Source organism: Mesorhizobium sp. B264B1B (assembly GCF_020165765.1).
Taxonomy (GTDB): Bacteria; Pseudomonadota; Alphaproteobacteria; order Rhizobiales; family Rhizobiaceae; genus Mesorhizobium.
Map to the genome: position 1 here is coordinate 79,950 of NZ_JAIUIS010000003.1, position 23,958 is coordinate 103,907.

General features: G+C 63.8%; 26 protein-coding genes and 1 pseudogene. 6 read left to right on the top strand and 21 right to left on the bottom strand.

Translation table 11 applies throughout. The features are described 5' to 3' along the window. Nucleotide 1 precedes the first annotated feature (1 nt). The 17 genes from fliF to LB547_RS07065 form a co-directional block, all read right to left on the bottom strand. A complete protein-coding gene (gene fliF, locus LB547_RS06985) occupies nucleotides 2–1,651 on the bottom strand; it encodes a flagellar basal-body MS-ring/collar protein FliF (protein ID WP_140522324.1) in 1,650 nt (549 codons plus the stop codon). 124 nt (nucleotides 1,652–1,775) lie between these two features. Continuing rightward, nucleotides 1,776–2,840 (bottom strand): flagellin, encoded by a 1,065-nt coding sequence (locus LB547_RS06990; protein WP_140496222.1) that lies wholly within the window; start codon nucleotides 2,838–2,840, stop codon nucleotides 1,776–1,778. A 263-nt stretch (nucleotides 2,841–3,103) separates the two neighbouring features. Continuing rightward, complete coding sequence (locus LB547_RS06995; RefSeq protein ID WP_140496221.1) at nucleotides 3,104–4,102, bottom strand: flagellin; 999 nt, start codon at nucleotides 4,100–4,102, stop codon at nucleotides 3,104–3,106. Between the two features lie 214 nt (nucleotides 4,103–4,316). Next, nucleotides 4,317–5,048 (bottom strand): flagellar type III secretion system pore protein FliP, encoded by a 732-nt coding sequence (fliP, locus tag LB547_RS07000; RefSeq protein ID WP_140513640.1) that lies wholly within the window; start codon nucleotides 5,046–5,048, stop codon nucleotides 4,317–4,319. Then, a complete protein-coding gene (locus LB547_RS07005; protein ID WP_263483070.1) occupies nucleotides 5,045–5,479 on the bottom strand; it encodes a flagellar basal body-associated FliL family protein in 435 nt (144 codons plus the stop codon). Before LB547_RS07005 ends, fliP begins: the two co-directional genes overlap by 4 nt. Nucleotides 5,480–5,560: 81 nt before the next feature. Further along, on the bottom strand, nucleotides 5,561–6,265 hold the full coding sequence (gene flgH, locus LB547_RS07010; RefSeq protein ID WP_140513639.1) for a flagellar basal body L-ring protein FlgH: 705 nt from the start codon (nucleotides 6,263–6,265) through the stop codon (nucleotides 5,561–5,563). Further along, complete coding sequence (locus tag LB547_RS07015; RefSeq protein WP_181167714.1) at nucleotides 6,262–6,840, bottom strand: MotE family protein; 579 nt, start codon at nucleotides 6,838–6,840, stop codon at nucleotides 6,262–6,264. Before LB547_RS07015 ends, flgH begins: the two co-directional genes overlap by 4 nt. Before the next feature lie 3 nt (nucleotides 6,841–6,843). Further along, nucleotides 6,844–8,085, bottom strand: a complete 1,242-nt coding sequence (locus LB547_RS07020; protein ID WP_140513637.1) for a flagellar basal body P-ring protein FlgI — start codon at nucleotides 8,083–8,085, stop codon at nucleotides 6,844–6,846. Beyond that, complete coding sequence (flgA, locus tag LB547_RS07025; protein ID WP_140496215.1) at nucleotides 8,082–8,606, bottom strand: flagellar basal body P-ring formation chaperone FlgA; 525 nt, start codon at nucleotides 8,604–8,606, stop codon at nucleotides 8,082–8,084. The genes LB547_RS07020 and flgA overlap by 4 nt, the downstream gene beginning before the upstream one ends. Before the next feature lie 5 nt (nucleotides 8,607–8,611). Next, nucleotides 8,612–9,400 carry a flagellar basal-body rod protein FlgG gene (flgG, locus tag LB547_RS07030; RefSeq protein ID WP_140513636.1) on the bottom strand — a complete coding sequence of 263 codons (789 nt, stop codon included), beginning with the start codon at nucleotides 9,398–9,400 and terminating at the stop codon, nucleotides 8,612–8,614. Between the two features lie 11 nt (nucleotides 9,401–9,411). Continuing rightward, a complete protein-coding gene (locus tag LB547_RS07035; protein WP_181165227.1) occupies nucleotides 9,412–9,735 on the bottom strand; it encodes a flagellar hook-basal body complex protein FliE in 324 nt (107 codons plus the stop codon). Next, nucleotides 9,732–10,148, bottom strand: coding sequence for a flagellar basal body rod protein FlgC (flgC, locus tag LB547_RS07040; RefSeq protein ID WP_140496213.1), 417 nt, complete (start codon nucleotides 10,146–10,148; stop codon nucleotides 9,732–9,734). The genes LB547_RS07035 and flgC overlap by 4 nt, the downstream gene beginning before the upstream one ends. A gap of 2 nt (nucleotides 10,149–10,150) precedes the next feature. After that, on the bottom strand, nucleotides 10,151–10,531 hold the full coding sequence (gene flgB / locus LB547_RS07045) for a flagellar basal body rod protein FlgB (RefSeq protein ID WP_140496212.1): 381 nt from the start codon (nucleotides 10,529–10,531) through the stop codon (nucleotides 10,151–10,153). Between the two features lie 86 nt (nucleotides 10,532–10,617). Further along, nucleotides 10,618–11,277, bottom strand: coding sequence for a hypothetical protein (locus LB547_RS07050; RefSeq protein WP_140522320.1), 660 nt, complete (start codon nucleotides 11,275–11,277; stop codon nucleotides 10,618–10,620). Beyond that, a complete protein-coding gene (gene fliI / locus LB547_RS07055; protein ID WP_140761416.1) occupies nucleotides 11,258–12,655 on the bottom strand; it encodes a flagellar protein export ATPase FliI in 1,398 nt (465 codons plus the stop codon). Before fliI ends, LB547_RS07050 begins: the two co-directional genes overlap by 20 nt. 1 nt (nucleotide 12,656) lies before the next feature. Continuing rightward, entirely contained in the window at nucleotides 12,657–13,379 is a 723-nt protein-coding gene (gene flgF, locus LB547_RS07060; RefSeq protein ID WP_140513633.1) for a flagellar basal-body rod protein FlgF, read from the bottom strand. 2 nt (nucleotides 13,380–13,381) lie between these two features. Beyond that, nucleotides 13,382–15,193 carry a DUF1217 domain-containing protein gene (locus tag LB547_RS07065; protein ID WP_140761421.1) on the bottom strand — a complete coding sequence of 604 codons (1,812 nt, stop codon included), beginning with the start codon at nucleotides 15,191–15,193 and terminating at the stop codon, nucleotides 13,382–13,384. Nucleotides 15,194–15,351: 158 nt separating this feature from the next. On the opposite strand from LB547_RS07065, the gene motA reads away from it, so the two are divergent. From motA to LB547_RS07095, 6 genes are read left to right on the top strand one after another with little or no spacing between them, the layout of a single operon-like run. Next, nucleotides 15,352–16,227 carry a flagellar motor stator protein MotA gene (gene motA, locus LB547_RS07070; RefSeq protein WP_140496207.1) on the top strand — a complete coding sequence of 292 codons (876 nt, stop codon included), beginning with the start codon at nucleotides 15,352–15,354 and terminating at the stop codon, nucleotides 16,225–16,227. Nucleotides 16,228–16,259: 32 nt separating this feature from the next. Further along, the gene (locus LB547_RS07075; protein WP_140650227.1) at nucleotides 16,260–17,207 is read left to right on the top strand and encodes a FliM/FliN family flagellar motor switch protein; all 948 of its coding nucleotides are present in this window, start codon (nucleotides 16,260–16,262) and stop codon (nucleotides 17,205–17,207) included. A 17-nt stretch (nucleotides 17,208–17,224) separates the two neighbouring features. Continuing rightward, nucleotides 17,225–17,611 (top strand): flagellar motor switch protein FliN, encoded by a 387-nt coding sequence (gene fliN / locus LB547_RS07080; RefSeq protein WP_140496205.1) that lies wholly within the window; start codon nucleotides 17,225–17,227, stop codon nucleotides 17,609–17,611. 43 nt (nucleotides 17,612–17,654) lie between these two features. Then, nucleotides 17,655–18,668, top strand: coding sequence for a flagellar motor switch protein FliG (locus LB547_RS07085; RefSeq protein WP_140513630.1), 1,014 nt, complete (start codon nucleotides 17,655–17,657; stop codon nucleotides 18,666–18,668). Nucleotides 18,669–18,677: 9 nt separating this feature from the next. Next, a complete protein-coding gene (gene flhB, locus LB547_RS07090; protein WP_140761424.1) occupies nucleotides 18,678–19,760 on the top strand; it encodes a flagellar biosynthesis protein FlhB in 1,083 nt (360 codons plus the stop codon). After that, nucleotides 19,757–20,191 (top strand): hypothetical protein, encoded by a 435-nt coding sequence (locus LB547_RS07095; RefSeq protein WP_140560337.1) that lies wholly within the window; start codon nucleotides 19,757–19,759, stop codon nucleotides 20,189–20,191. The genes flhB and LB547_RS07095 overlap by 4 nt, the downstream gene beginning before the upstream one ends. Here the strand turns inward: LB547_RS07095 and LB547_RS07100 are convergent, their stop codons facing one another. The 4 genes and pseudogenes from LB547_RS07100 to LB547_RS07115 all read right to left on the bottom strand — a co-directional run bounded on the left by LB547_RS07100 (nucleotide 20,192) and on the right by LB547_RS07115 (nucleotide 23,854). Continuing rightward, a complete protein-coding gene (locus tag LB547_RS07100) occupies nucleotides 20,192–20,962 on the bottom strand; it encodes a helix-turn-helix transcriptional regulator (protein ID WP_140513628.1) in 771 nt (256 codons plus the stop codon). It abuts the gene before it with no gap. Then, on the bottom strand, nucleotides 20,959–21,669 hold the full coding sequence (locus LB547_RS07105; protein WP_140496200.1) for a helix-turn-helix transcriptional regulator: 711 nt from the start codon (nucleotides 21,667–21,669) through the stop codon (nucleotides 20,959–20,961). The genes LB547_RS07100 and LB547_RS07105 overlap by 4 nt, the downstream gene beginning before the upstream one ends. A 479-nt stretch (nucleotides 21,670–22,148) precedes the next feature. Then, nucleotides 22,149–23,177, bottom strand: a pseudogene (locus tag LB547_RS07110) (histone deacetylase family protein); the annotation flags it as partial. A gap of 23 nt (nucleotides 23,178–23,200) precedes the next feature. After that, nucleotides 23,201–23,854: a TetR/AcrR family transcriptional regulator gene (locus tag LB547_RS07115; RefSeq protein ID WP_140761427.1), complete on the bottom strand. Its 654-nt coding sequence runs from the start codon at nucleotides 23,852–23,854 to the stop codon at nucleotides 23,201–23,203. Nucleotides 23,855–23,958 lie beyond the last annotated feature (104 nt).

Below are 23,958 nucleotides of genomic sequence, written 5' to 3' on the forward strand. Positions count from 1 at the left end.
ACTACACCGCGACTTCCTGGGCCGCCCATTTGCGCAGGATCTGCGCTGTGCGCTCCTCGTTGAGGTCGACCATGCGGGCAAGCCGCTCCTGCGGCGCGGGCCTGATCTTCTGGCGCAGGTCGTCGAGCGGCGTGGAGCCGGCCCGCACGCCCGGCAAGGCGCCGACGGCCGAGCCGGCTTCGGCGGAAGCCGTGCCCTCTGGCGTCGGCAGCGAGCGCTGGACCTCGTCGAAATTGGGACCGGCTATGGACGGCGTCGCCTTTGCTGTCAGGGCCGCCGCCATCGGGCGCAGGCCGAAGAAGGCCACCAGGAACACCACGACGATGAAGGCGCCGGCATTGATCAGCGTGCCGGCGTGCTGGCCGACGGAATCGAGCATTCCGGCCTGCGGGATCGCCTCGCCGTCGAGCCCGTCGATGAACTCGACCGCCGAGACGTCGATGACATCGCCGCGCTTGTCGTCGAAGCCGGTGGCAGAGGTCACCATCTTCTGGATGTCGGCGACGCGCTTGGCGATCTGTTCGGGCGTGGCGTCCTTGCCCAGGATCGCCTTCAGCCGATCCTGGTTGACGACCACGGCGATAGACATCTTGGTGACGCTGTAGCCGTTGGAGACGGTGGCGATCTTCTTGGAGTTGATCTCGTAGTTGGTGATCTCTTCCCTGCGGTCGTTCTGCGAGGAGGATTGCGGACCCTCGGTGGCGGTCGTCTGCGTCTCGGGCAGGTTCTGCTCGACGCTGGCCGGGGTGGAGGCCTGCTTCTGGTTGTTGTTCTCGTTGGCGCGCACCGACTGCACCGAACGCTCGACGCGCGACTCCGGATCGAAGATCGTCTCCTCCGTCTGGCGGGTATCGGTGTTGACGTCGGCCTTGACGCTGGCGCGGAAATTGTCCGGGCCGAGATACGGGGTGAGGGCGCGCCGGATGTTGTCGCCGATCTGCGCCTCGACGGTTTGTTCGACGCCAAGCGTGCGGGCGGCACTTGTGTTGGAGGGATCATCTCCCGCCGCCAGCAGATTGCCGTTGGAATCGAGCACCGTCACCTTGTCGGCCGACAGGCCGGGAACGGCGGCGGCGACGAGATGGCGGATCGACATGGCGCTTTTCTCGGCGTCGATGCCGGCGTAGCGGATGACGACCGACGCGGAGGGCTGCTGCTCGTCGCGGCGGAAATTGGCACGCTCGGACATAACGATATGGACGCGCGCAGCCTTGACGCCCGCGATCGACTGGATGGTGCGCGATATTTCGCCCTCCAGCGCGCGCACACGCGTGATCTGCTGCATGAAGGAGGTCAGGCCGAGCGAGCCGACATTGTCGAACAGTTCATAGCCGGCATTGGCGCTGGTCGGCAGGCCCTTTTCGGCAAGCAGCATGCGGGCCTGCGCGGTGGTGCCGGCCGGGACCAGGACCGAGGTTCCGTCGGAGCCGACGTCGAAGCCGATGCCGGCCTCGCCCAGCACGAGGCCGATCTGGTTCACGTCGGCGCGGTCGAGCCCGACATAGAGCGTGTCGTAGGCCGGACGGTTGAGATAGACGGAAGCGACACCGATGACGCTCATCACCAATGCGGCGATGCCCGCCAGCATGGCCAGGCGCTTCACGCCAAACCCGCGGAGATTCGCGATGATGCTCTGGATCTGTTCCGGCACGGTCGACTACTCCCAGCATGACTGTCCGCTGGAACACTAGCCCTCGAAGCTTGTGCGAAAATGAAATCGGGCCGCGCTCGGCGCGCGGCCCGTCAACCTTGAGGTGAAGACGTCGAGTGGGCGGTTAGCTCTTGAACAGCGACAGGATCGACTGCGAGGAACTGTTGGCGATCGACAGCGACTGGATGCCGAGCTGCTGCTGCACCTGGAGCGCCTGAAGGCGGGTCGATTCCTTGTTCATGTCGGCGTCGACGAGCTGGCCGACACCGCGGTCGATGGAGTCCATCAGGCTCTGCGTGAAGGTCTTCTGCAGGTCGATGCTGCTCTTGGCCGAACCGAGGATGGTGGCGGAATCGGTCAGCTGGCTCATGACGTTGTCGATCTTGGTGATCATCTGGGTGATGATGTCGTCGGTCACGCCCGCCGCAGTGATGTCGAGATTGTAGGCGGAAATATTGTCGACCTTGGCAACCGCCCCCGCCGCGGTCTGGCCGGCGGTGTTGGCTGCGATATCCGTTGATCCACCCGCGATCGATGCCGCATAGGCGGTGTCATACAGGGTCTGCGCGGCCGCGGTCGAATAGACCGATGTCTTGCGGTCGAGAATGCCCTGGTTCTTGACCTCGCCGGCGAGACCGGAATCGAAAAGCTTGGTGCTCTCGACATCGATGTCAATCGTCCCGAGTTGGACGGCGCCGGACGAGGTGCGGTTGAACGAGGACACGATCTTGGAGTCGGGCTGGACGCCGTCATTGGCGGCCGACACCTGCTTGGAGATCACCGACAGGAAATTCGAACCGGAGAAGGTGGCGGCGTCGGCAAAGGATTTCATCTGCGCCTGAAGCGCCGTGATTTCGGTCTGCGTCTTTGCCTTGGCGGCATCCGTCTGGCCGACGGTCGAAAGCAGCTTGGTTTTGATCTTGCCGATCGTGTCCAGCACATTGTTCATGCCGGTATAGGCGGTGTCGACCTTCGAGGCGCCGAGGCCGAGCGCATCCTGCACGGTCGAGAGCGCCTGGTTGTCGGAGCGCATGGTGGTGGCGATCGACCAGTAGGCGGCGTTGTCGGAGGCTTCGGAGACGCGATAGCCCGTCGAGACGCGGGCCTGTGTCTGCTCGAGCGACTTGTTGGTGGCGTTGAGGCTTTGAAGTGCAGTCAACGCCGCAGCGTTCGTCATGATGCTCGCCAAGAAACTCGCTCCTTCTCTAAGCCGGCATGCCCACAGGCCTGGTCGGCCTGCCCATCGGCTGCGATCGTGCCGGTCGGGCCGATTCGACAACCTGTCGTAAGCTATTGGTTAACCATAGCTAGCGCGATATGGTTAACGCCCTGTTAAAAGTCAGCTTTCGACAGTTAAGGAACGAGGATTGCGCGGGGCTGGAGCAAACGCAATCGGGCCGCGCTTTTGGCGCGGCCCGATATCTTGGTGCTGTTCGTGGATGGTGAAGGCGATCAGCCGCGGAAGAGCGACAGGATCGACTGCGACGAACCGTTGGCGATCGACAGCGCCTGGATGCCGAGCTGCTGCTGAACCTGCAGGGCCTGGAGGCGGGTCGATTCCTTGTTCATGTCGGCATCGACGAGCTGGCCAACGCCGCGGTCGATGGAGTCCATCAGGCTCTGCGTGAACGTCTTCTGCAGGTCGATGCTGCTCTTGGCGGCGCCGAGCGTGGTGGCGGCGTTCGTCATGTCCTTGAGCGCGGCGTCGACGACGTTCATCATCCCCGAGATCTGGTCGTCGCTGAAGCCCTTGCCCGTTGCGGAGTCGAAGATCTTCAGGCTGGCGACCGAATAGGTGTCGCCGGCCGCAACGGTAGCACCAGCAGCCGGAGTAGCCGCCGTGGCGGTGACGCTGCCGTCGGTGCCCAGACGCGCGGCGTCGAGGATGCCCTTCGCGGTGCCGGCCGTGGTACCCGCCTCGTACAGCTTGGTGCTTTCCACGTTGACGTCGATCGTCGAGATCGATACCGCGCCGGAAGCGTCACGGTTGAAGGCCGAAACGATCTTGATGTCCGCCACGGACGTGCCCGTGCCGCTGTCCACGGACAGCATGTTGGTGCCGGAGAAGCTGGCGCCATCGGCATAGGCCTTCAGCTGCTTCTGAAGGGCGGCGATTTCGGTCTGGGTCTTTTCCTTGTCGGCATCCGTCTGGCCGTAAGAGGCGGTCAGCTTGGTCTTGATCTGGTTGATGGTGTCGATCGCGCTGTTCATGCCGGTGTAAGCGGTATCGACCTTCGAGGCGCCGAGGCCGAGCGCGTCCGAAACGGTCGACATCTGCTGGTTGTCGGAACGCATCGTGGTGGCGATCGACCAGTAAGCGGCGTTGTCCGAAGCCTGGGAAACGCGATAGCCCGTCGAGATGCGGGCCTGGGTGGTTTCGAGGTTCTTGTTGGTGGCGTTCAAGCTCTGCAGCGCGGTCAGCGCCGAGGCATTGGTCATGATACTGGCCATGTCTACTCGTACCTTACTTTTTACAGGTGTTTTTTGACATACCGGATTGGCCGGTATGACGGAGCGGCATCATGCCAATGATCTGTCTGAGACCCGATCACCCGCCATCTGCGGGGAATATGGCGGCAAGTCCCTACCAAAGGACTAAACCGGACGGTTAATCGAAAAATATTGTCGAAAAAAACGGGAGGGCGCGGTTCGGCGCCGGGCGCGATCAGTTGAAGGAGCGCACCAGGCTGCCGACAAGCAGGTTCCAGCCGTCGATCAGCACGAAGAACAGGATCTTGAACGGCAGCGACACCACCGTCGGCGGCAGCATCATCATGCCCATCGCCATTGTGATGGTGGCGACGATCAGGTCGATGACCAGGAACGGCAGCACGATCAGGAAGCCGATCTCGAAGCCGCGCCGGATCTCGGAGATCATGAAGGCGGGCACCAGGATGCGCAGGTCGACGGTTTCCTTCGCAACGGTCTGGCCGCGTTCGCGCGCGAGGTCGGCGAACAGGTCGAAGTCCTTGTCGCGCACATTGTGCAGCATGAAGGTGCGGAAGGGATCGGAAATCTTCTCGAAGGCCTCGGTTTGGCTGATCTGGTTGTCCATCAGCGGCTTGACGCCGGTATTCCAGGCCTGGTCGAAGGTTGGCGCCATGACATAGAAGGTCATGAACAGCGACAGCGAAATGAGGATAAGGTTCGCCGGCGTCGACTGCAGGCCGATGCCGGCGCGCAGGATCGAGAAGGCGATGACGAAACGGGTGAAGCTCGTCACCATGATCAGCAGGCCCGGCGCCACCGACAGCACGGTGAGCAGGCCGAACATCTGGATGATGTAGCCGACGGTGGTGCCGTCGGCCTTGCCGATGCCGCCGAGGTCCAGTTGCTGGGCCGTCGCGATCGATGTGGCGGCGCCGAGCAGCGCCGCGGCAAGAAGAAATTTCTTCATTCGAGCAGCAACGTCCTGATGAGTACCTGCTTGGCATGCCCCTGGCTGCGGATCGAGGCGCGCTCCTCGATATCGGCCTTCAGGTGCTGATAGCCGCTGGCGCCTTCTATCTGGTGCATCTTCAGGGTGCGCACGAAGGCCAGAAGATCCTGATGGATCTCATCCGACATTGCCGGCGGCTGCGGCGCGTCGTAGACCACCGACACTTCCATCCTGATCCAGGTCTCGGCGGGCGAGGCGATGTTGGTGGTGATCGGCGCCAGCGCGACGAGTGACGGTCCCGTGCCGGGCTCTTGCGCGTCGGCGGGCTTGGGCACCTTGCCCTCGTTTTCCGGCGCGACGGGTACCGATGCCGGTGCCCCCACACCCTTGAGATAGCCGCCGGACAGCCAGCCCATGCCGATGGCGGCAGCCGTCACCAGGAGCAGCATGGCGCCCTGGACGGCAAGGGAAGGACCCTTGCGAGACGGAACCTGTTCGACGCTGGCCACGCTGCTGCGGTCTCCAATGCCCTAGAACGGAAGAACCTGGTCGAGGATCTGCTGGCCGTAGGCCGGCTGCTGGACCTCGCTGACGCGGCCGCGGCCGCCATAGGAGATGCGCGCCTCGGCGATGCGTTCGTAGGAGATGGTGTTCTCCGCGCCGATATCCGACGGGCGCACCATGCCTGCGATGGTAAGCACCCTGAGCTCATAATTGACACGCACTTCCTGCGAGCCCCTGATCATCAAATTGCCATTGGGCAGGACTTCGGTGACGACGGCAGCGACGTTGAGCTCCAGGTTCTCCGAGCGCTTGATCTCGCCGTCCGCATTGGTTTCGGTGCTGGAGCTCAGGCCGGCGTCGCCCTTGCCGCTCGTGCTCTTGTCTTCCCATCCGAGCGTGACGTCGTAACCCAGCTTGCGCGAGGCGGTGCGGCTCCTGTCGTTCTGGTTCTTGAAGTTGGCCTTGTCGTTGAGCTTGATCCTGACGGTGAGAATGTCGCCTTCGCGCAACGCCCTGGGGTCGGTGAACAGCCGGCTCTGGCGATCGTCCCACAGCGAGAATTTCTTGACCGGCGCGGCAGGCGGCTCAGGATAGCTGTAGGGCGAAGCTCCTTCACTGCCGATGCCGGAACCGACCGGCGACAGTGAAGGCTCCCTGCCGATCTCCTTGAGATTGGTGCCGCAGCCGGACAAAGCTGCGACCGCGCACAGGATGAGCGTTCTGCGGATCATGACGGATCTACCCTTCGGGCTGCGCTGGCCATGATGCCGGTGAGCGTCGCCGCCGCCTTCTGGTCCATTTCGTTGAGGATGACGCCGGCCTTGCGCGAATCCAGCTTCATCAGGATGGCCGCGGCGAGATCGGCATTGACGATGGCCAGGCGCTCGGCCGCCGCGTCGGGCTTCATGCCGGCATAGATCTTGACGACGCTGTCCTCGGCCCGGGCTAGGAACACCTCGCGCCGCTTCAGCCAGGTCTCGTATTCGGCCCGCTTTTCGTCCAGTGCCTTCATGCGTTGGTCGATGCCGGCCTGGAGCTGTTTCAACTCCTCCGCCTGCAACACGTAGCGGCGGTCGCGGGCGGCGTCGGCTATGTTGGAGCAGAAGCGCTCGATCTCGCTTTGGTCGGGAGCCTTCTCCCGGGCCAACAGCTGCGGCGCGGGTGCGGGCGGCGCCCCCGGCAGGACCTGGCGGACGGCTTCCTCGGCATGCACGCCGCTGGAAAAGGCCGCCAGAGCGCAGGCCGCGAACAGGATCGCGGCGGGGCGGCATCCTTGATGGAATGAGGGGAAGAAGATCATCGGCATCGCCTATTGGAGAACCAGATCGGCTTGCAGGGCGCCGGCCGACTTGATGCCTTGCAGGATGGCAATGATGCCGTCGGGCTTCACGCCGAGGCGGTTGAGGCCGGAAACAAGGGTTTGCAGGTCCGGGCCGTCGAGCACGGCGACGCGCGCGTCGGGCCGGCTGGCGTCGATGGCGGTGAACGGCTCGACGGCGGTTTCGCCCTTGGAGAATGGTTCGGGCTGCACGACGCGCGGCGCTTCGGTGATGCGCACCGTCAGCGTGCCGTGGCTGATGGCCACGCGCGAGATCTTGACGTCGTTGCCGATGACGATGGTACCCGTGCGTTCGTCGATGACCACGCGCGCCGGCGTGTCGGATTCGACCACGAGGTTTTCGATCTCGGCGTAGAAGCGGGCCGCCGAGACGCTTTTCGGCCGCCTGATCTGCACGGTGCGGGAATCGCGCTCGGCCGCCACGCGCATGCCGAAGCGCTGGCTGGTGTAGTCGTTGATCGCGTCGGCGATGCGGATGGCGGTCGAGAAATCGGGATTGCGCAGTTGCAGCGTCAGTGTCGACTGATCGTCGAACTCGGCCTTCACCGCGCGCTCGACGATGGCGCCGTTTGGCACGCGGCCGGCTGTCGGCACGCCTTGCGTCAGCTGCTCGGCCTGACCCTGAGCGGTGAAGCCCGAAACGATGACCGCGCCCTGGCCGACAGCATAGATCTCACCGTCCGCCGCCTTCAGCGGCGTCATGATCAGCGTGCCGCCTGCGAGCGAGGTGGCGTCGCCCATCGAGGAGACATCGATGTCGATGCGCGCGCCCGACTGCACGTAGGGCGGCATGTTGGCGGTGACGATGACGGCGGCGACGTTCTTGGCGCGCGCTCTGCCGCCTTCGGTGGCGATGCCGAGATTCTCCAGCATGGCGCGGATCGACTGTTCGGTGAACGGCGAGTTGCGCAAGCTGTCGCCCGATCCGGCGAGGCCGATGACCAGGCCGTAGCCGACGAGCTGGTTGTCGCGCGAACTCTGCAGCTGCGCGATGTCCTTGATGCGCGAGGCGACCTGGCCCGGCGGCAGCGAGCTTGGCCCGGGCGAGACGCGGAACATGCGCGTGGTGGTGGCCGGATCATATTCAGGATCGTCATAGACGCCGCCATTCCTGGCGGCGAGTTCGCGCTTGGCCTTGGGCGTGAGGCCGTCGGCCAAGGCAGGCTGCAGGCCGAGCGCGGCCGCAAGCAGAAGAGCAAGCGGACGCATCATGAAGCGCTGACCTGGATGGTTCCGTCAGCCATCACCGTGCCGGAGAGAATTTTCCCGCTGTCGCTGTTGCGAACCTTGATGAGATCGCCGGCCGAGCCTGGCTGCAAGGTCACGGCGGTGGCCGATATCGTCAATCCGCCGGCGATGAAGAAGACCTGCACGGCTGCGCCCTGCTCGACCAGCCAGGCGTCGCGAATGGCGGCGGCGGGGATGTAGCGGCCGGGCAGCAGCGTGCGCTTGGCGATCTTGCCCTGGAGTTCCTCGGCAAGGGTGGCCACCGCGTCGGGCTTGTGCTTGCCGGGGATGAGGGTCACCTGCTTGAGGGCCGCGAGCTCGATGGTCTCGCCGGGATAAATGACCCGGTTTGGGATCAGCACGACCTCGCCGGCAGGCTGGCTGCTGGCGATCTGCGTTGCCGACCGGTTGGCCGCGTCCTGCGCGAAAGCCGGCATGCCGCCGGTCACCAGCGCAAGGACGAGCGCGGTGCGGCGGAACGCGGAGCAGGAGACCGGACCGGCCATTGTCGTTACCTGATGTTCTTGGAGACGACCGAGGCCATGTCGTCGGCGGCCTGGATGACCTTGGAATTCATCTCATAAGCGCGCTGCGCCGAGATCAGTTCGGTAATTTCCTTGACCGGGTCGACGTTGGAGGCCTCGAGATAGCCTTGCTGGATGGTGGCGAAGCCGGGATCACCGGGCACGCCGGCATTGGCCGGGCCGGAGGCGGTCGTTTCCTGGAACAGATTGTCGCCGAGCGGCGCCAGTCCCGCTTCGTTGGCGAAGTTGACGATCTGGAGCTGGCCGAGATTCTGCAGGTCGGTCTGGCCATCGATGCGGGCGAAGACCTGGCCCGTCTTGTTGACGATGACCTCGACGGCGTCGACCGGGACGTTGATCGCTGGAATGACGCTGGCGCCGTCCACCGTCACCAGCTGGCCTGTGGCGTTGGTGTTGAAGGCGCCGGCGCGGGTGTAGAGCGTGCCGCCGTCGGCGCCTTCGATCTGGAACCAGCCCCTGCCGGTGAGCGCCATGTCGAAACTGTTGCCGGTGCTGGTCAGTTCGCCCTGGGTGTGGACGTTGCGCACGGCGGTGGTCTTGACGCCGAGGCCGATCGAGACGCCTTCCGGCACCAGCGAAGCGTTGGAGCGGTTGGGCACGCCTTGCGTGCGGTCGACCTGGTAGAGCAGGTCGGAGAATTCGGCCCGCGCCCGCTTGTAGCCGGTGGTGTTGATGTTGGCGATATTGTTGGCGATGACTTCCAGATTGGTCTGCTGGGCGTTCATGCCGGTGGCGGCGATGGCGAGTGCTTTCATGGCCGAACTCCTCAGATGCCCATGCGGCTGACTTCGAGATAGGCCGAAACGACCTTGTCGCGGATGGCGACGGCGGTCTGCAGCGCCTGCTGGGCGCTCATCACGGCATCGACGACCTGACGGGTGTCGGCGTCGCCCTTGAGCGCCTGGACCGAGACCTGCTCGGCGTTCTGCAGCGTGTTGACGGTCTTTGTGGCCGCCTGGCTCAGCGCCTCGGCGAAGGAGGTGCCGAGGTTGCCTGCGCTCGCGGGCGCAACGCCGCCCTGAAGCAGCTCAGTCGCCGTGTCGCCAAGTCCAGGCTTCAAGTTGAGCGCGCCGATGCCGTTCACGATCATTGGTTCCTCATCAGGTCGATGGTCATTGAAATGAGATCGCGCGCCTGCTTCACGACTTGCAGGTTAGCCTCGTAGGAGCGGTTGGCCTCGGTCATGTCAGCCATTTCGATCAGCACGTTGACGTTGGGCATCTTGACGTAGCCCTTGTCGTCGGCGGCCTCGTTGCCGGGTTGGAATTCCACGGGAAAATCGCTGGGATCGCGGTCGATCGAGTTCACTTCGACCGTTGAGCTGCCAGTGGTCCGGTCGAGCTCCGAGACGAAGCTGATGGTCTTGCGGCGATAGGGGTCGGAGCCGGGGGTGGTGCCGGTCGACTGGGCATTGGCGAGGTTTTCGGAAACCACGCGCAGCCGCTCCGACTGGGCGCCGAGGCCGGAGGCTGCTACTTTGAGGGCTGCTGTGAGCGCGTCCATGGTCAGCTCTTCACCGCCATCATCATCATCGAATGGAATGCCTTGACGATTGCCGTGTTGAGCTCGAAGGAGCGGCGCACCTCACCGGCCTTGAGAAGCTGGTCCTCGAGCACGACGGTGTTTTTGGACGGCATGACGACGCCGTCGTCTTCCTGTGGCTTGATCGCGAAACCGGCATTGGTCGCGGCGCTGCCGAGATGTCCGGCCTGTGTCGTCTGCAACGACACCGCCGCGCGGTCGAGCACCTTTTCGAACGGCTCGACATCGTTTGCCGTATAGCCCGGCGTGTTGGCGTTGGCGATGTTGCCGGCGACCGCCGACTGACGCACGGCCAGCCATTGCGCCTGCTTGGCGGCGAGATCGAAAAGAGAAACGGGCTCCATGGGAATCTCCGGGCGTGTGCCCAAAGACTAGGCCGCCAGTCTTGCGCGGACCTTGCGGGCGGACGCAACCGGCAAGCGCGGCGAACTTATCTGGAAAGCTCGATCACCTGGTTGGCGCTGGTGACCATCACCCATTTGCCGTTGCGTTGCTCGATCGACGACACCTTGTTGGAATCCGGCAGTATCGAGCCGCGCTGGACCATCCACAGCCCGGTGTCGTCCTCGATCATGGCGCGGCCATTGGCGACGTGGACCATGCGGAATTTGGTGACGTCGGCCGGAAAGGGCTGGTCATCTGGTGCCGGGGCGGCGCTGGGATCGTCCTGCACGGTTCCGGTGGCAAGCAGGTCGATATTGGCATTCGGAACGTCCTTGGCCGTCAGCGGCGCGCTGCGCTCGGCAACCACGCCGCCGCCCTCGCGTCCAGAATTGGTGCCGGTGCCGCCGAACTTGATTGCCTGGACGCCGAACTGTTCCTGATTGAAGAAGATATACCAGGGGAACAGCGCGCAGATCAGGCCGAGCGTGATGCCGAGCGCGGCGATGACGAAATCGCTGCGCCGGCCGGCCTTCTTGCCCAGCCTGGGAAACGCGGTCTTGGGCGGCTGCGGCCATTGCGGGGCGGCGAAGAGCCCGTCGATGGCCGAGTTGCGGCTGGCTTCGATCTCTTCTTCGGCTTTCGCCTCGGCGATCATTTCGCGCAGGATACGCTCGGTATGCTGGAGCTCAGTCCCCTTGTTCGGCATTCTGCTTTCCCTTGAGATGGCGGGCGAGATCGGAGAACGGATCAGCGGACGGGCGGTCCTTCGGCGATTGCATCAGCGCCTCGTAGATCAGGGGTACCTGGCGCACCGCCATATCGAGTTCCACGTCGGCGCCGCCCTGGTAGGCGCCGAGCAGGCGGATGTCGCGCGTGTCCTCGAAGCGGGAGATCATCGACTTCAGCCGCGTCACCAGCGCGCGCTGCTCGACGCTCCAGGCCTTGCCGGCCAGGCGTGATATGGACGACAGCGGATTGACCGGCGGATAGCGGCCCTGTTCGGCGATCGCGCGGTCGAGCACGACATGGCCGTCAAGGATGCCGCGCACGGAATCGGCCACCGGATCGTTGTGGTCGTCGCCGTCGACCAGCACGGAAATGATCGCGGTGATCGATCCTTTCCCTTCCACTCCCGGCCCGGCGCGTTCGAGCAGCTTCGGCAGCTCGGTGAAAACCGAAGCCGGATAGCCGCGCGCGACCGGCGGCTCACCCGTTCCCGTCGCCACTTCGCGCAGGGCGTGGGCAAAGCGGGTGATCGAATCCAGCACCAGAAGCACGCGGTGGCCCTGGTCGCGAAAATGTTCGGCGACACGCATCGCGGTGTCCGGCGCCCGCCGGCGCATCATGGCGCTTTCGTCGCTGGTGGCGACGACGGCTACGGTCTTGGCCATGCTGTCGCCGATCGTGTCCTCGAGGAATTCGCGGACCTCGCGGCCGCGTTCGCCGATCAGCGCCACGACCACGGTGTCGAAGACGTCTGCGCCGGCGAGCATGGCCAGCAGCGTCGACTTGCCGACACCGGAACCGGCAAAGACGCCCATGCGCTGGCCGAAACAGAGCGGCGTGAAAATGTCGATGATCTTGACCCCGGTCATGAAGGCGGTGCCGACGCGCTGGCGCGCCATGGCGCCGGGCGTGGCGGCCCCGGACATGCCGTCGCCCCTGATCAATGGCGGGCCACCGTCGATCGCCCGGGTGAGCGCGTCGATCGTGCGGCCGCGCCACGAGGCATGCGGCGCCACGGCGAGCGGACCGCGACGGAAAACGGCGTCGCCTATGCCGGCATCGGCACTGCGTTCGAAGGGGGCCACGACAATCTCGTCGCGGCTGATCTTGACGATCTCGCCGCGGCGCGTGCCGGCATGGCCGCGCTGTTCGACAAGATCGCCCAGCCTGGCGAAATCCGAAAGGCCGCGCACCTTGTAATGCGTCGATGTGACTTCGGTGACGAGGCCGCCGCGTTTGAGCAGTCCCTCGGCATCGCTGAAGCGCCGCCATATCCGCTCCAGCGCGGCAAGCCGGTCTTCCGGCGTTGGCTGGGGCAGTCTTTCGGGTGCGCGCAGGGTAGGCTGGTCGAGCGACATGCTACTTCGAGCCGAGCGTCTTGATCGCCTCGTCGGTGGAGGAATCAGTCTGCCGCATCAGGGCGGCGGTGTTCTCGAAAGCGCGCTGGACCATGATCAGCCGCGTCATCTCCAGCACTGGATTGACGTTGGATTCCTCGACGAAGCCCTGGGCGACGCCGATATCGGCGCGATCGGTCACCGGCTCGGGCGTGCGCGCCGGCACGATGCCGGAATTGCCGTAGCGCACGAAATTCTCACCCGGATCGAAATTGTACAGGCCGATGGAGCCTACCAGCTGATCGTTCTGGCGCAACGATCCGTCGGCTCCGGCCTTGGGCGGGCCGTTGCGGGGGTCGAGCTGGATCGGTGCGCCGCCGGCGTCGAGCACGGGATGGCCCTCGACCGACATCAGCTCGCCATTCTCGTTCATCGAGAAGCGGCCATCGCGGGTCATGACGGTGCCGACCGGCGTCTCGATGGCGAACCAGGCGTCGCCCTGTATGGCGAAATCGAACGGATTGCCGGTCTCGGTCAGGGAGCCATGGGCGCCGGAAAGGTAGGTCTTGCCCGAGGAGGCGAAGGACACGGATTTCGGCCCGGTGCCGGACACCACGTCCTCGAACTTCACGCCGGTGGCGCGAAAGCCGACGGTCGAGGCGTTGGCGACATTGTCGGCGATCGTGTCGAGCCGACGCTCGAGCGCGATCTGCGAGGAAAGGGCGACGTAGAGACTGTCCCGCATGGTCAGAACTTCAACTTCTGCATGGCCATCATCAGGTCGGTGGAGATCCCCGCCGTGACCGGCTTGGCGAAGAGCACGCTGATCGACGACACGGCTGACGAGGTCGGGTGGTTGATCTCGTACATGGAGGTGAAGCGGGTCAGGAACTTGCCGAGCTTTTCGGGGTCGGAGAAATCGGAAATGTCGAGCTTCTGCTCGAACAGCTGCGCCTGCTTGTCGACATCGGCGGTGGCGAAGGAATCGGGCAAGCCGAGCACTGTGCGCACCACACTGGCAAGAGCGGTGTCGGCGAGCACATTATACCAGCTGGTGATATCAGGCGCCTTGCGCTGGAAATAGAGCGCCAGCCGTACGCCCTCGTTGGTTTGGCCGGCATCCTCCTCCAACGTCTGGCGCATGTATTTGTCGACGGTCGGCTGCTGTGCTGGATTGGTCGTGGTGGCCGCTTCGGCGTATTGTTCGAAGTTGAAGGCAGAGGCGAGCCCGGCATAGGCTTTGTTGGTTATCTTGTTGGCGACGCTGTCGGGGTCGCGGACGCCACCGGCCAGGACGCTGCGGATCAGGTCCTTGCTCTCTGTCGCCGGATCGAGCGCGTAGGCCGAGAGGGCATAATTGTACAAGCGGCTGTTGGCCATCAGATCGTCGATGGATTTCACGTTCGTGATGTTCGCCAGGTAATATGCGGTCTCCGACTTGATGTAGTCCGCATTCGGCTTGATCAGGCCAAGCGCCGACTCTGTCGTGTAGATTTTCGGTGTATCTTTCAGCACTGCGTCGCGCGTGGTCGTCTGATCGCCATATTGGGCAAAATCGAAGGCCGTGACGAAGTTGGCGTATCGTTTATCGGTCAGCTTGTTTGCAGGGCTGTTGGAATCGCTCACGCCGCCCTCGAGCATGGCGCGGATCTGCCGCGGGGTTTCGGTTGACGCATCCAGTCCATAGGACGCCATGGCGAATGTAAGCAGGCGCTTGTCCGCCATGAGGTCGTCAATCGACCTCACCTTGGAAATGTTTGCCGCGTAGTAGTCGGCCTCGCCCTTGACGTACTGCGCGCTCGGCTTGATCAACGTCAGCCCGGCTCCGGCCATGTAGCCCTTAGGCACCGCCTGCTGGACGTTGTCGCGCGTGGTCGTCTGATCGCCATACTGGGCGAAGTCGAACGCCGAGACGAAGTTGGCGTAACTCTTGTCGGTCAGCTTGTTGGCGGGACTGTTGGTATCGCTGACGCCACCTTCGAGCATCGCCCTGACCGTTGCGGCCGGTTCGGTTTTGGCGTCGAGCCCGAATGCGGCCATCGCGTATGTCAGCAGGCGGCTGTCGCCCATCAGGTCGTCGATCGACTTAACCTTGGAGATGTTGGTGACATAATAGGCGGTTTCGCTCTGATAGTAAGAGAAGCCCGCCTGCGAGGCGCCGATCTGGACTTGCAGCGCATAGTTGCCGGTCACCAGCTGCTGCGCCTTGTTGTAAACGGTGGTATTGGCGCCGTTGGCTGCGAAGTTGAAGGCGCTGACAAATTCGGCGTAGCGCTTGTCGGTCAGCTTGTTGGCGAAACTGTCGGGGTCGGAAACGCCTTCCTTGAGCGCCTTGACCATGAACGCCTTGGCGTAAGCCATGTCCTCCAGGCCGTAGGCCTTCATGGCATATTTGAACAAACGGTCATTGTTGACGAAATCGTCGATCGATTTCACCTTGGTGATGTTGTCCAGATAATATTTGGTGTCGCGATCGACCGTCGGCTGCTTTTCGATGCGGTCGATCGACTTGTCGATGTCCCTGGTGATCAACTGGTAGCTGGTATAGGTACTGAGCAAGGACGCGCCTCCGGCCGAAGCTATGCCCAGCACAATAGACTCACTTCCTTGCGCGAAACTGAATCGCGCCGATCGGCTCGATGCCGCTCCGATTCAAGCCTCACACAAGGCACGGGGACTATCCCTTGCACCTGACTTGAAATGCGGAAGGACCTCTCGTGGGCATTCTGATTGGACTGGTGGTGACGCTCGGCTGCGTCCTTGGCGGCTTCATGGCCATGGGCGGGCATCTGCATGTGCTGATGCAGCCCTGGGAAGCGGTGGTCATCTGCGGCGCCGCACTCGGCACCTTCCTCGTCGCCAATCCGATGAAAACGGTCAAGGACACCGGCAGGGGCATCCTCGAAGCCTTCAAGCAGGCCGTGCCGAAGGAGCAGGATTATCTGGAAACGCTCGGCGTGCTGCACAGCCTGATGCGTGAACTGCGTTCGAAGTCGCGCAGCGAGGTCGAGGCGCATATCGACAATCCCGAGGAATCGGCGATCTTCCAGGCATTCCCCACCGTGCTGAAGAACCACGACCTGACGCATTTCATCTGCGACTATTGCCGGATCATCATCATCGGCAACGCCCGTTCGCACGAGATCGAGGCGCTGATGGATGAGGAAATCCAGACCATCAAGTCCGACAAGATGAAAGCCTACCACGCGCTGGTGGCGGTCGGCGACGGCCTGCCGGCGCTCGGGATCGTCGCCGCCGTGCTCGGCGTGGTCAAGGCGATGGGCGCGCTCGACCAGTCGCCGGAAATCCTTGGCGGCCTGATCGGCGCCGCCCTCGTCGGTACCTTCCTCGGCATCTTCCTGTCTTACGCGGTGGTCGGGCCCGTCGCCACCAAGATCAAGACGGTGCGCGAGAAGAAGAACCGGCTCTACATCATCGTCAAGCAGACGTTGCTCGCCTACATGAACGGCGCCCTGCCGCAGGTGGCGATCGAGTTCGGCCGCAAGACCATATCGTCCTATGAACGGCCGACCATCGACGCCGTCGAGCAGAGCACGATGAACACCGGCTCCGCCGAGAAAAGGGCCGCCTGAGCGATGCGCGACAGATCGGTGCCGACATTGTCATGACCAGTCCCGGCAGTCCCTCACAAGCGCGCTCCCTGATCATCGAGCGCCTGGTCGGCGACAGCGGCGAGGCCGCCCAGGTCATCGGCGCCGGCCGGGGCATGGCAGAGCGCGCTGCGCCGCTGCTGCAGAAGAGCCTGACCAGTGAGCTTGGAGTTCCGGTCACCGTCGATCTCAGGGGGGTCGAGGTCAGCCGCGTCGCGGAGGCCCGCTCCCGTGCCGGCGATACGTTTGCCATGACCATCGTTGCGTCAGCCACGTCCTCCGATGCCATGACCCTGGTGATCGATGCGCCGGCGATCGCGGTCACGCTTTGCACGCTGTTCGGCGGCGACCCGGAGATGCCGGCATCGCCGATAGAGCGTGATCTGTCGCAGATCGAGGTCGATGTTTCGACCATGATGTTCCAGCAGGTCGCGCAGGCACTGAACGGATCGGGACGACGGTCGCTCGACCTGCGCCTGCCAGTGCCGCGGGCGATGTCGGGCACCGAAGCCAAACGACACGTGTTGCGCGATGGCGCTGCAATCCGCATCGTCTTTGGCATCTCGACGCCGGCCGACAGCGGCACCGTCACGGTTACGATGCCGCAGCGTGTCGTGCTGGCCAGCCGGGACAGCGCTGCCGCCGGCGGCGAGAACGATCAGGGCGCCAGCTGGCGCGCGCGCTTTTCGGAAGAAGTGATGCGCTCCACGGTGGCGCTCGAGGCGACCATGCCGCTGGCCCGACTGACGCTCGGCGATCTTGCCGATTTCGAAATTGGCCAGATCATCGAATTCGAGGAAACGGCGCAATCGCAAGCGCGTCTCGGCGCGCGCGGCAAGACGCTGTTCGTATGCGAGTTCGGCAAGCTGGGACAGAATTACACCGTCCGGATCAAGCATCCCTATGATGCCGGACAGGATTTTATCGACGGGCTCATGCCGGCTGGTGCCGGGCACGCCTGAGCTTTTGGAGACGATGCATGGCCAAGACCAAGGCAGAAGCCGAAATCGACCAGCCGGACGAGCAGCTCGACCGCGCCATCGAGGAATTGCGCGGGGTTCTGCATGAAGAGGAACAGCGCCCCGATATTGCGTTCAAGGCCGCGTCCGCTGCCAATTCGAGCGTCATCATGAACATCCCAGTCGACGTCCAGATCATCCTCGGCAGCACCGAGATGCCGGTGTCCGACCTGATGGCGCTGCAGAAGGGCTCCACGGTGGCGCTCAACCGCCGCATCGGCGAACCGGTCGACGTGGTGGTCAACGGCCGCAGAATAGCGCGCGGCGAGATCACCGTGCTCGAAAGCGACCCGTCGCGCTTCGGCATCAGGCTGACCGAAATCATCGCCGGCACGAAGGGCGCGTGAAGATGCGTCGCGGGTCTTGCCGGCGGCAGCGGGAGCGAAAGGCATGACGACGTCCCTTTCCCTGACGCGTCCGCAGAAGGCGGCCGCCATACTGGTGGCGATGGGCAAGCCGTCGGCCAGCCGCCTCTTGAAATTCTTCAAGCAGGAGGAATTGAAGGCGCTCATCGAGGGCGCCCGGCTGCTCAGGACCATTCCGCAAGGCGATCTCGAGCGCATCGTCGCCGAGTTCGAGGCGGAGTTCACCGAAGGGGCGGGACTGCTCGATTCCGCCGACAGGATGGACACCATCCTCAATGAATCGCTGTCACCCGAAGAGATGAGCGCGATCATGGGTGACAAGAAATTCGAGGTTGCGCCGGAAGGTCCGCCGCCGATCTGGCCCGAGCTCGAGAAGCTCGAGCCGGTGCGGCTTGGTACTTTCCTGGCCGGTGAACATCCGCAGACTGCGGCCATGGTGCTGTCGAAGCTGGCGCCGCAGGCGGCGGCGAGCGTGCTGTTGACGTTGAGCAAGCCGACGCGCGGCGAGATCATCAAGCGCATGGTGACGATGGCCAATGTTCCCGACGCCGCCAGCAGGATCGTCGAAAACCGGCTGCGCACCAGCGTGCTGGCGGAAACCGCGACCAAGGATACATCGGCCGGACAGGCGCGCGTCGCCAGCGTTCTCAACGAATTGGACAAGCCGCTGCTCGAGGAGGTCATGCAGGACCTGGAGGCCGCCGGCACGCCCGATCTCGACGGCGTCCGGGCTCGGCTGTTCTCCTTCGACGATTTGCCGCTGCTTACCCAGAAAGCGCGCGTGCTTCTATTCGACGGGCTGTCGACCGAACTGGTCACGCTGGCGCTGCGCGGCACTTCGGCGATCCTTGCCGAAGCGGCGCTGTCGGCGATCGGCGCACGCTCGCGGCGCATGATCGAAGCCGAACTCGGACAAGGATCCGAAGGGGTTCCCCTCGCCGACATCATGGCGGCGCGCAAGACGATCGTGACGACGACAATCCGGCTGGCGCGCGAAGGCGCGTTCGAGCTTCCCGCGACCCAGAACGCCGCCGCCTAAGGCCGGATCATGGCAGAGGCGGTCGACAAGGATTCCAAAACCGAAGAAGCGACGGAAAAGAAGATCCGCGACACCATCGAACAGGGCAAGCTGCCCCATTCGAGGGAGACCGCGCTGCTGGCCTCCTTCGTCGCCATACTGGTGTTCACCGTCTTCTACGCCAAGGATGTCATTGTCGATCTCGGCATGTTCCTGTCGATGTTCCTGGAGAAGCCGGAAGCCTGGCCGATGGACACCGAGACCGACGTCATCGCGCTCTACAAGATCGTCATGCTGGAGGTGGGCCGTGCCATCCTCAGCCTGCTGGTGCTCCTGACCATCGCCGGCGTCGGTGCCTCGGTGTTCCAGAACATGCCGCAATTCGTCGGCGACCGCATCAGGCCGCAGCTGTCGCGCATCTCGATCGTCAAGGGCTGGAACAGGCTGTTCGGGGTGCAGGGCTGGGTCGAGTTCCTGAAGGCGCTCGGCAAGGTGGGCTTCGCCATCGTCGTGCTCGCCTTCACGCTGTCCGAGGATCACCGCAAGCTGCTCGCCGGCATGATCACCAATCCCGTCGCCTTCGGCCTCGTCATCCGCGGCATCGCGGTCGACATACTGGTGGCGATCGTCTTCGTCATGGGCCTGATCGCGGCGATCGACATCGTCTGGTCGCGCTTCCACTGGAAGCAGGACCTGCGCATGAGCAAGCAGGAGGTCAAGGACGAGTTCAAGCAGTCCGAGGGTGACCCGATCGTTAAGTCGCGGCTGCGCTCGCTGGCGCGCGACCGCGCTCGCAAGCGGATGATGACGGCGGTGCCGCGCGCGACGTTGATCATCGCCAACCCGACGCACTTCTCGATCGCGCTTAAATATGTGCGCGACGAGGATTCGGCACCGCTGGTGCTGGCCAAGGGGCAGGATCTGGTGGCGCTCAAGATCCGCGAAATCGCGCGCGAGCACAACATCCCGATCTTCGAGGACGTGGCGCTCGCCCGCTCCATGTACAAGCAAGTTTCGGTCGATAGTGTGATCCCGTCGCAATTCTACCAGGCCGTCGCCGAACTGGTGCGGATCGTCTACTCGAAAAAGGCTGAGCGCAGACAGATTTCATGAACCGCCAACCGCACGCCAACTCCCGCGAGATCATCGTCGCCAGCGCCATCGAGCAAGTCGTGGCGGAGCTCAGGCTGATCGATGTCGCCGATTATATCGCCTTCATCCGGCTGGAGCATTTCGCCTGCCTGTCGGACCTGGTCGATTCCGCGGCGGAACTGTTCTTCAAGCCGGGCACGCTGAGGCTCGGCCATGGCGGCGAGGCGCATGTCGACTGGAGCGGCAGCCCGCGCATCGTGCTCGATCTCGAGCTTCGGCCGCCCGGCGTCGCCGTCTATTTCCAGCTGACGCTGAGCGAAAAAGGCGCCTCGGTCGCGGTCAACTACGTGTCGTTCGAAAAGCCCGGCGAGGACCCCGAGCACAACACCGCCCTGCTCGAGGCGGTGGTCGAACAGGCGCGTATCCGCAAGGTCGAGCCGCTGGCGTTCTAACTATTCGATCAGGCCGAGCCGCAGCGCCTTGGCGACCGCTTGGTTGCGGTTGACGGCGTTGAGCTTCTGGGTCGACTGGGTGAGATACTGGTTGGCAGTATGCACCGACAGTTTCAGCAGCCGCGCTATCTCCTCGCTGGTATTGCCGTTGGCGGTCAGCTTCAGGCATTCGAGCTCGCGTTTGGAGATCGCGCGCGTCTTGCCGACATCGCCCGGCCGCATGCGGGCGACAGCGGCGAACAGCGAAAAGCAACGGGCGTGGATTTCATAGAGCGCGTCCTGCGGCAGGGCGATCTCCGAGCCGAGGAAGACGACGAGGCCGCACTGGCCGCGATCGGCGTGGACGGGAAAGGCGATGCCGCTGCTGCCGGGCGCCAGCGGCGCCATCTGCTCGGTCCAAGCAAGGCCGCCGAACATCTCGCTCATGGCCGCCACACCGTCATCCGTCCACCAGCGCGGTTCGGTCGAGATCCTGCTATGGCGCACGATCTCCTCGCCATTGGCGCCCGAGATGAACTTGGTCGCCACCGATATGCCGGGATAGTCGGAATCGAAGCACGGCACCAGCCGCGCCCGCTCGAGCGACGGGCTGACGAAGAACAGGCCGAAGGCCGAGGCATTGATGTCGACGGCGATCCAACGGCAGCGCCGCACAGCATCGGGAATGGTCACGGCGTGATGCGTTTCGGAGCCGAGCGAGAAGGCACCGAACGGATTGCGCTGGTCGTTGAAAAGGGCCTCGGCGGCCTGCTTGACGTCGGCCTGTTTCAAATGATGCCGCTCCTGATCGCCGTGGCGATGGCCATCGCGCGGTTGCTGGCCGCGAATTTCTGGATGGCGTGGGTGATGTAGCTGTTGACGGTGTTGGAGGACACGCCAAGGATGACGGCAACCTCGTCCGTGGTCTTGCCTTCCGAGACCCAGAACAGGCATTCGCGCTCGCGGTCCGACAGCGGATCCTGCATGGCGGCGGCGGCGATCAGTTGCGGAATATGCGAGAGCGCGTAGCAGCACTTCAGCTGCGCCTTCATCAGCGCTGGCTGGTCGATCCGGCCGGCGGCTGCCGCCGAGAACAGCGCGAACAGGCGTTGGCGGCCGACATTCAGCCTGAGCGAATAGATCTCGGCGTGGCCGAGCACGTCGAGCAGACGTGCCTCTTCGCCGGAGACCAGCCCCTCGGCCTGTGGTGCCTGCGCCGACACCAGCGGCCTTGGACGCATGCCCGGCGCAACGGTGAGCGCGCCCTGGGCAAGGCCAGCGATCAGCCGCTTGCCGATCAGTTCGATGGCGTCGAAAATCCAATTGGACGAGACGATGCGCGCGTCGTTGCGGTCCTGATCGTGGACGATGGCGACCAGCATATAGCTGTCGGCACCGATCTCGGCGGTCAACTCCATGAAAAAGCTGGTGAGATCGCCGCGCGACGTCAGGCGCGAGCCCAATGTGTCGGATTGAAGAAGCGCGGCGGGACTGCTCATTGCTGTTTTTGGCCGGAATCGATGCTGATGTCCGGATGCTGGAGAGCCAGCCGCCGAACCTGAAAACGCGTTACATTTACGAGACACACACAAGCGCGGGGTCGCGCCCGATCAGACGGAATCCATTCAGGGAACGCGAAGCCGTCCGCGTCTGGCGCCAGAAAATTCCGGCACTTGAGACTTTGGGTGGTCGCCGCGCCCCCCGAGGACCGGCTGATTCGGGTCTAATCTACCCGTAGATGAATCTGACATCAAACGCGATTTGACAAAATCGAATCGAGTGGACTCAAGCTGCGACTCAGGCGCCGATTTTCGCGCGTTTCGGTGCGTGAAAATGTTCGAGCCGTGCAAGCCAGTCTTCTCGGCCGGGGCTGTTTCAGTCGCGCCCACCAAGGGGCTAGAGGATGTCAAAGAGCGGCTGACGCCGCCCTTTTTCGTGGTTTCCCTGAGAGCTGCCGCGCTTCGGGCAGCCGGTGTCCCCGGCCCTCGAAGCCGGTCAGCACGCCGACGGCATTGATGCCGATTTCCTCGACGGCGTAGCCGCCTTCCATGACGAACAGCGTCGGCAGGCCGAGCCTGGCGATGCGGCGGCCGATCATGGGATAGTCCGACGACTTCAGCTTGAACTGGCTGATAGGATCCTTCTCGAACGTGTCGACGCCGAGCGAGACGATGACGACGTCTGGAGCGTAGGCGGCGAGCCTGGCGCAGGCGTCTTCCAGCGAGGCGCTCCAGGCGTCCCAGCCGGTGCCGAACGGCATGGGATAGTTGATGTTGAAACCTTCGCCCGCGCCGGCGCCACGCTCGTCGGCATGGCCGAGGAAGAACGGATATTCGACCATCGGGTCGCCGTGCAAATTGAGGACCTGCACGTCGGCGCGGTCGTAGAAGATCTCCTGTGTGCCGTTGCCGTGATGATAGTCGACATCGAGGATCGAGATGCGGCTGGCCCCCTGGTCGCGGAACCACTGCGCGGCAACGGCCGCGTTGTTGATGTAGCAATAGCCGCCCATGAAGCCGGCTCCGGCATGGTGGCCGGGCGGACGGCAGAGCGCGAAGGCGGAGGCTTCGCCGGCCTTGACCAGGCCCGCGGCGGTCAGCGCGACGTCGTAGGAGGACTTGATCGCATCCCATGTTCCTTCGACGAAGGTGGCGCCGCCGTCGAAGGAATAATAGCCGAGCAGGGCGTCGACGCGCTTGGGCGGCACGTCGCCGCGTAGGCCGCGTGTCGGCCAGGTGAAGGGCATGGCTGTGCCTGTGTGGCCCTCGGCGATCCATTGCGGCCAGACCGTCGGCAGGAAATCGACGTAGTCGGCCCTGTGGATGCGCTTGGCGGCGGCAAGATCATGCTCGGCCGGCGCGATGATCGGCCCGAGTTTCTCGCTGTCGACCCGCGCCTTGATGAACTCGGCGCGCGAGGGTTTTTCGAAACCCGGCACGATCGCCGATGTGACCAGTTCCATCTGGCCGGCGTGGCCGGCGTGAAGCGGCGAATAGACAGTCTTCATAAAATTCCTCTCGAAATGCGAAATCAGTCAAGGTTGAGGTAGGGGGTCACCAGAGCGAGCCACATGGTTTCGACATCGTTCTCGATGAGGTCGTATGTCCGGCGATCCCTTTTCAGGCCGACAAGACGGCAGGCGTGTCCGACCTCCATCATCAGCACGCCGAGCCGGTTGGCGACCTTGTCTTCGAGAGCCGGGTTCACGTGCCGCAGCCACGCCGCATAGAGGGCGATGATCTGGTCGTCATACTCGTTCTGGATCGGTCTCAGGTCGGCGTTGCCTGAAATCGCCTCGATCACCGGCATCAGGCTGGCATTGTCGAGATAAAGCCTGGAGGTATCGGTGAAGAGCCTGCGCACCTCCCGCCGAAACTCCTCGCGGTTGGTGGGCGGATCGACCCTGATGCGCCTCGCGATCACTTCGGGAAAGGATGACAGCCAGCGCCGGGCGAGGTCCAGGAGAATGGCTTCCTTGTTGGGAAAGTATTGGTAGACCGAACCGACCGACAGGCCCGCGCGCTGCGCTATGGCGAGCGTCGTCGGCGTCCTTGTCCCTTGCTCGCGGGTCAGGATCAGCGCCGCGTCGAGAATCCGGTCCACCACCTTGCTCGACCGTTGTTGCCGCGGCTGCTTGCGCGGTTCGAGCGCTATCCTGGTTTTGCGATCGAGATTGCGCTTCACGGCTTGATGTCCTCGTTCCCCGCCCGGTCCCAACATCGGGGCGGGGTTATCCACAATACATTGCAAATTCCGCATGTTGACAAACGCGAATGATTAGTCGCATT

What these genes read in the sequence shown, in the direction of transcription:
- LB547_RS06995 (WP_140496221.1), bottom strand. Translation starts at nt 4,102, where the DNA reads ATGGCCAGTATCATGACCAATGCCTCGGCGCTGACCGCGCTGCAGAGC.
- fliP (WP_140513640.1), bottom strand. Translation starts at nt 5,048, where the DNA reads ATGAAGAAATTTCTTCTTGCCGCGGCGCTGCTCGGCGCCGCCACATCG.
- LB547_RS07005 (WP_263483070.1), bottom strand. Translation starts at nt 5,479, where the DNA reads ATGCTGCTCCTGGTGACGGCTGCCGCCATCGGCATGGGCTGGCTGTCC.
- flgH (WP_140513639.1), bottom strand. Translation starts at nt 6,265, where the DNA reads ATGATCCGCAGAACGCTCATCCTGTGCGCGGTCGCAGCTTTGTCCGGC.
- LB547_RS07015 (WP_181167714.1), bottom strand. Translation starts at nt 6,840, where the DNA reads ATGCCGATGATCTTCTTCCCCTCATTCCATCAAGGATGCCGCCCCGCC.
- LB547_RS07020 (WP_140513637.1), bottom strand. Translation starts at nt 8,085, where the DNA reads ATGATGCGTCCGCTTGCTCTTCTGCTTGCGGCCGCGCTCGGCCTGCAG.
- flgA (WP_140496215.1), bottom strand. Translation starts at nt 8,606, where the DNA reads ATGGCCGGTCCGGTCTCCTGCTCCGCGTTCCGCCGCACCGCGCTCGTC.
- flgG (WP_140513636.1), bottom strand. Translation starts at nt 9,400, where the DNA reads ATGAAAGCACTCGCCATCGCCGCCACCGGCATGAACGCCCAGCAGACC.
- LB547_RS07035 (WP_181165227.1), bottom strand. Translation starts at nt 9,735, where the DNA reads ATGATCGTGAACGGCATCGGCGCGCTCAACTTGAAGCCTGGACTTGGC.
- flgC (WP_140496213.1), bottom strand. Translation starts at nt 10,148, where the DNA reads ATGGACGCGCTCACAGCAGCCCTCAAAGTAGCAGCCTCCGGCCTCGGC.
- flgB (WP_140496212.1), bottom strand. Translation starts at nt 10,531, where the DNA reads ATGGAGCCCGTTTCTCTTTTCGATCTCGCCGCCAAGCAGGCGCAATGG.
- LB547_RS07050 (WP_140522320.1), bottom strand. Translation starts at nt 11,277, where the DNA reads ATGCCGAACAAGGGGACTGAGCTCCAGCATACCGAGCGTATCCTGCGC.
- fliI (WP_140761416.1), bottom strand. Translation starts at nt 12,655, where the DNA reads ATGTCGCTCGACCAGCCTACCCTGCGCGCACCCGAAAGACTGCCCCAG.
- flgF (WP_140513633.1), bottom strand. Translation starts at nt 13,379, where the DNA reads ATGCGGGACAGTCTCTACGTCGCCCTTTCCTCGCAGATCGCGCTCGAG.
- LB547_RS07075 (WP_140650227.1), top strand. Translation starts at nt 16,260, where the DNA reads ATGACCAGTCCCGGCAGTCCCTCACAAGCGCGCTCCCTGATCATCGAG.
- fliN (WP_140496205.1), top strand. Translation starts at nt 17,225, where the DNA reads ATGGCCAAGACCAAGGCAGAAGCCGAAATCGACCAGCCGGACGAGCAG.
- LB547_RS07085 (WP_140513630.1), top strand. Translation starts at nt 17,655, where the DNA reads ATGACGACGTCCCTTTCCCTGACGCGTCCGCAGAAGGCGGCCGCCATA.
- flhB (WP_140761424.1), top strand. Translation starts at nt 18,678, where the DNA reads ATGGCAGAGGCGGTCGACAAGGATTCCAAAACCGAAGAAGCGACGGAA.
- LB547_RS07095 (WP_140560337.1), top strand. Translation starts at nt 19,757, where the DNA reads ATGAACCGCCAACCGCACGCCAACTCCCGCGAGATCATCGTCGCCAGC.
- LB547_RS07105 (WP_140496200.1), bottom strand. Translation starts at nt 21,669, where the DNA reads ATGAGCAGTCCCGCCGCGCTTCTTCAATCCGACACATTGGGCTCGCGC.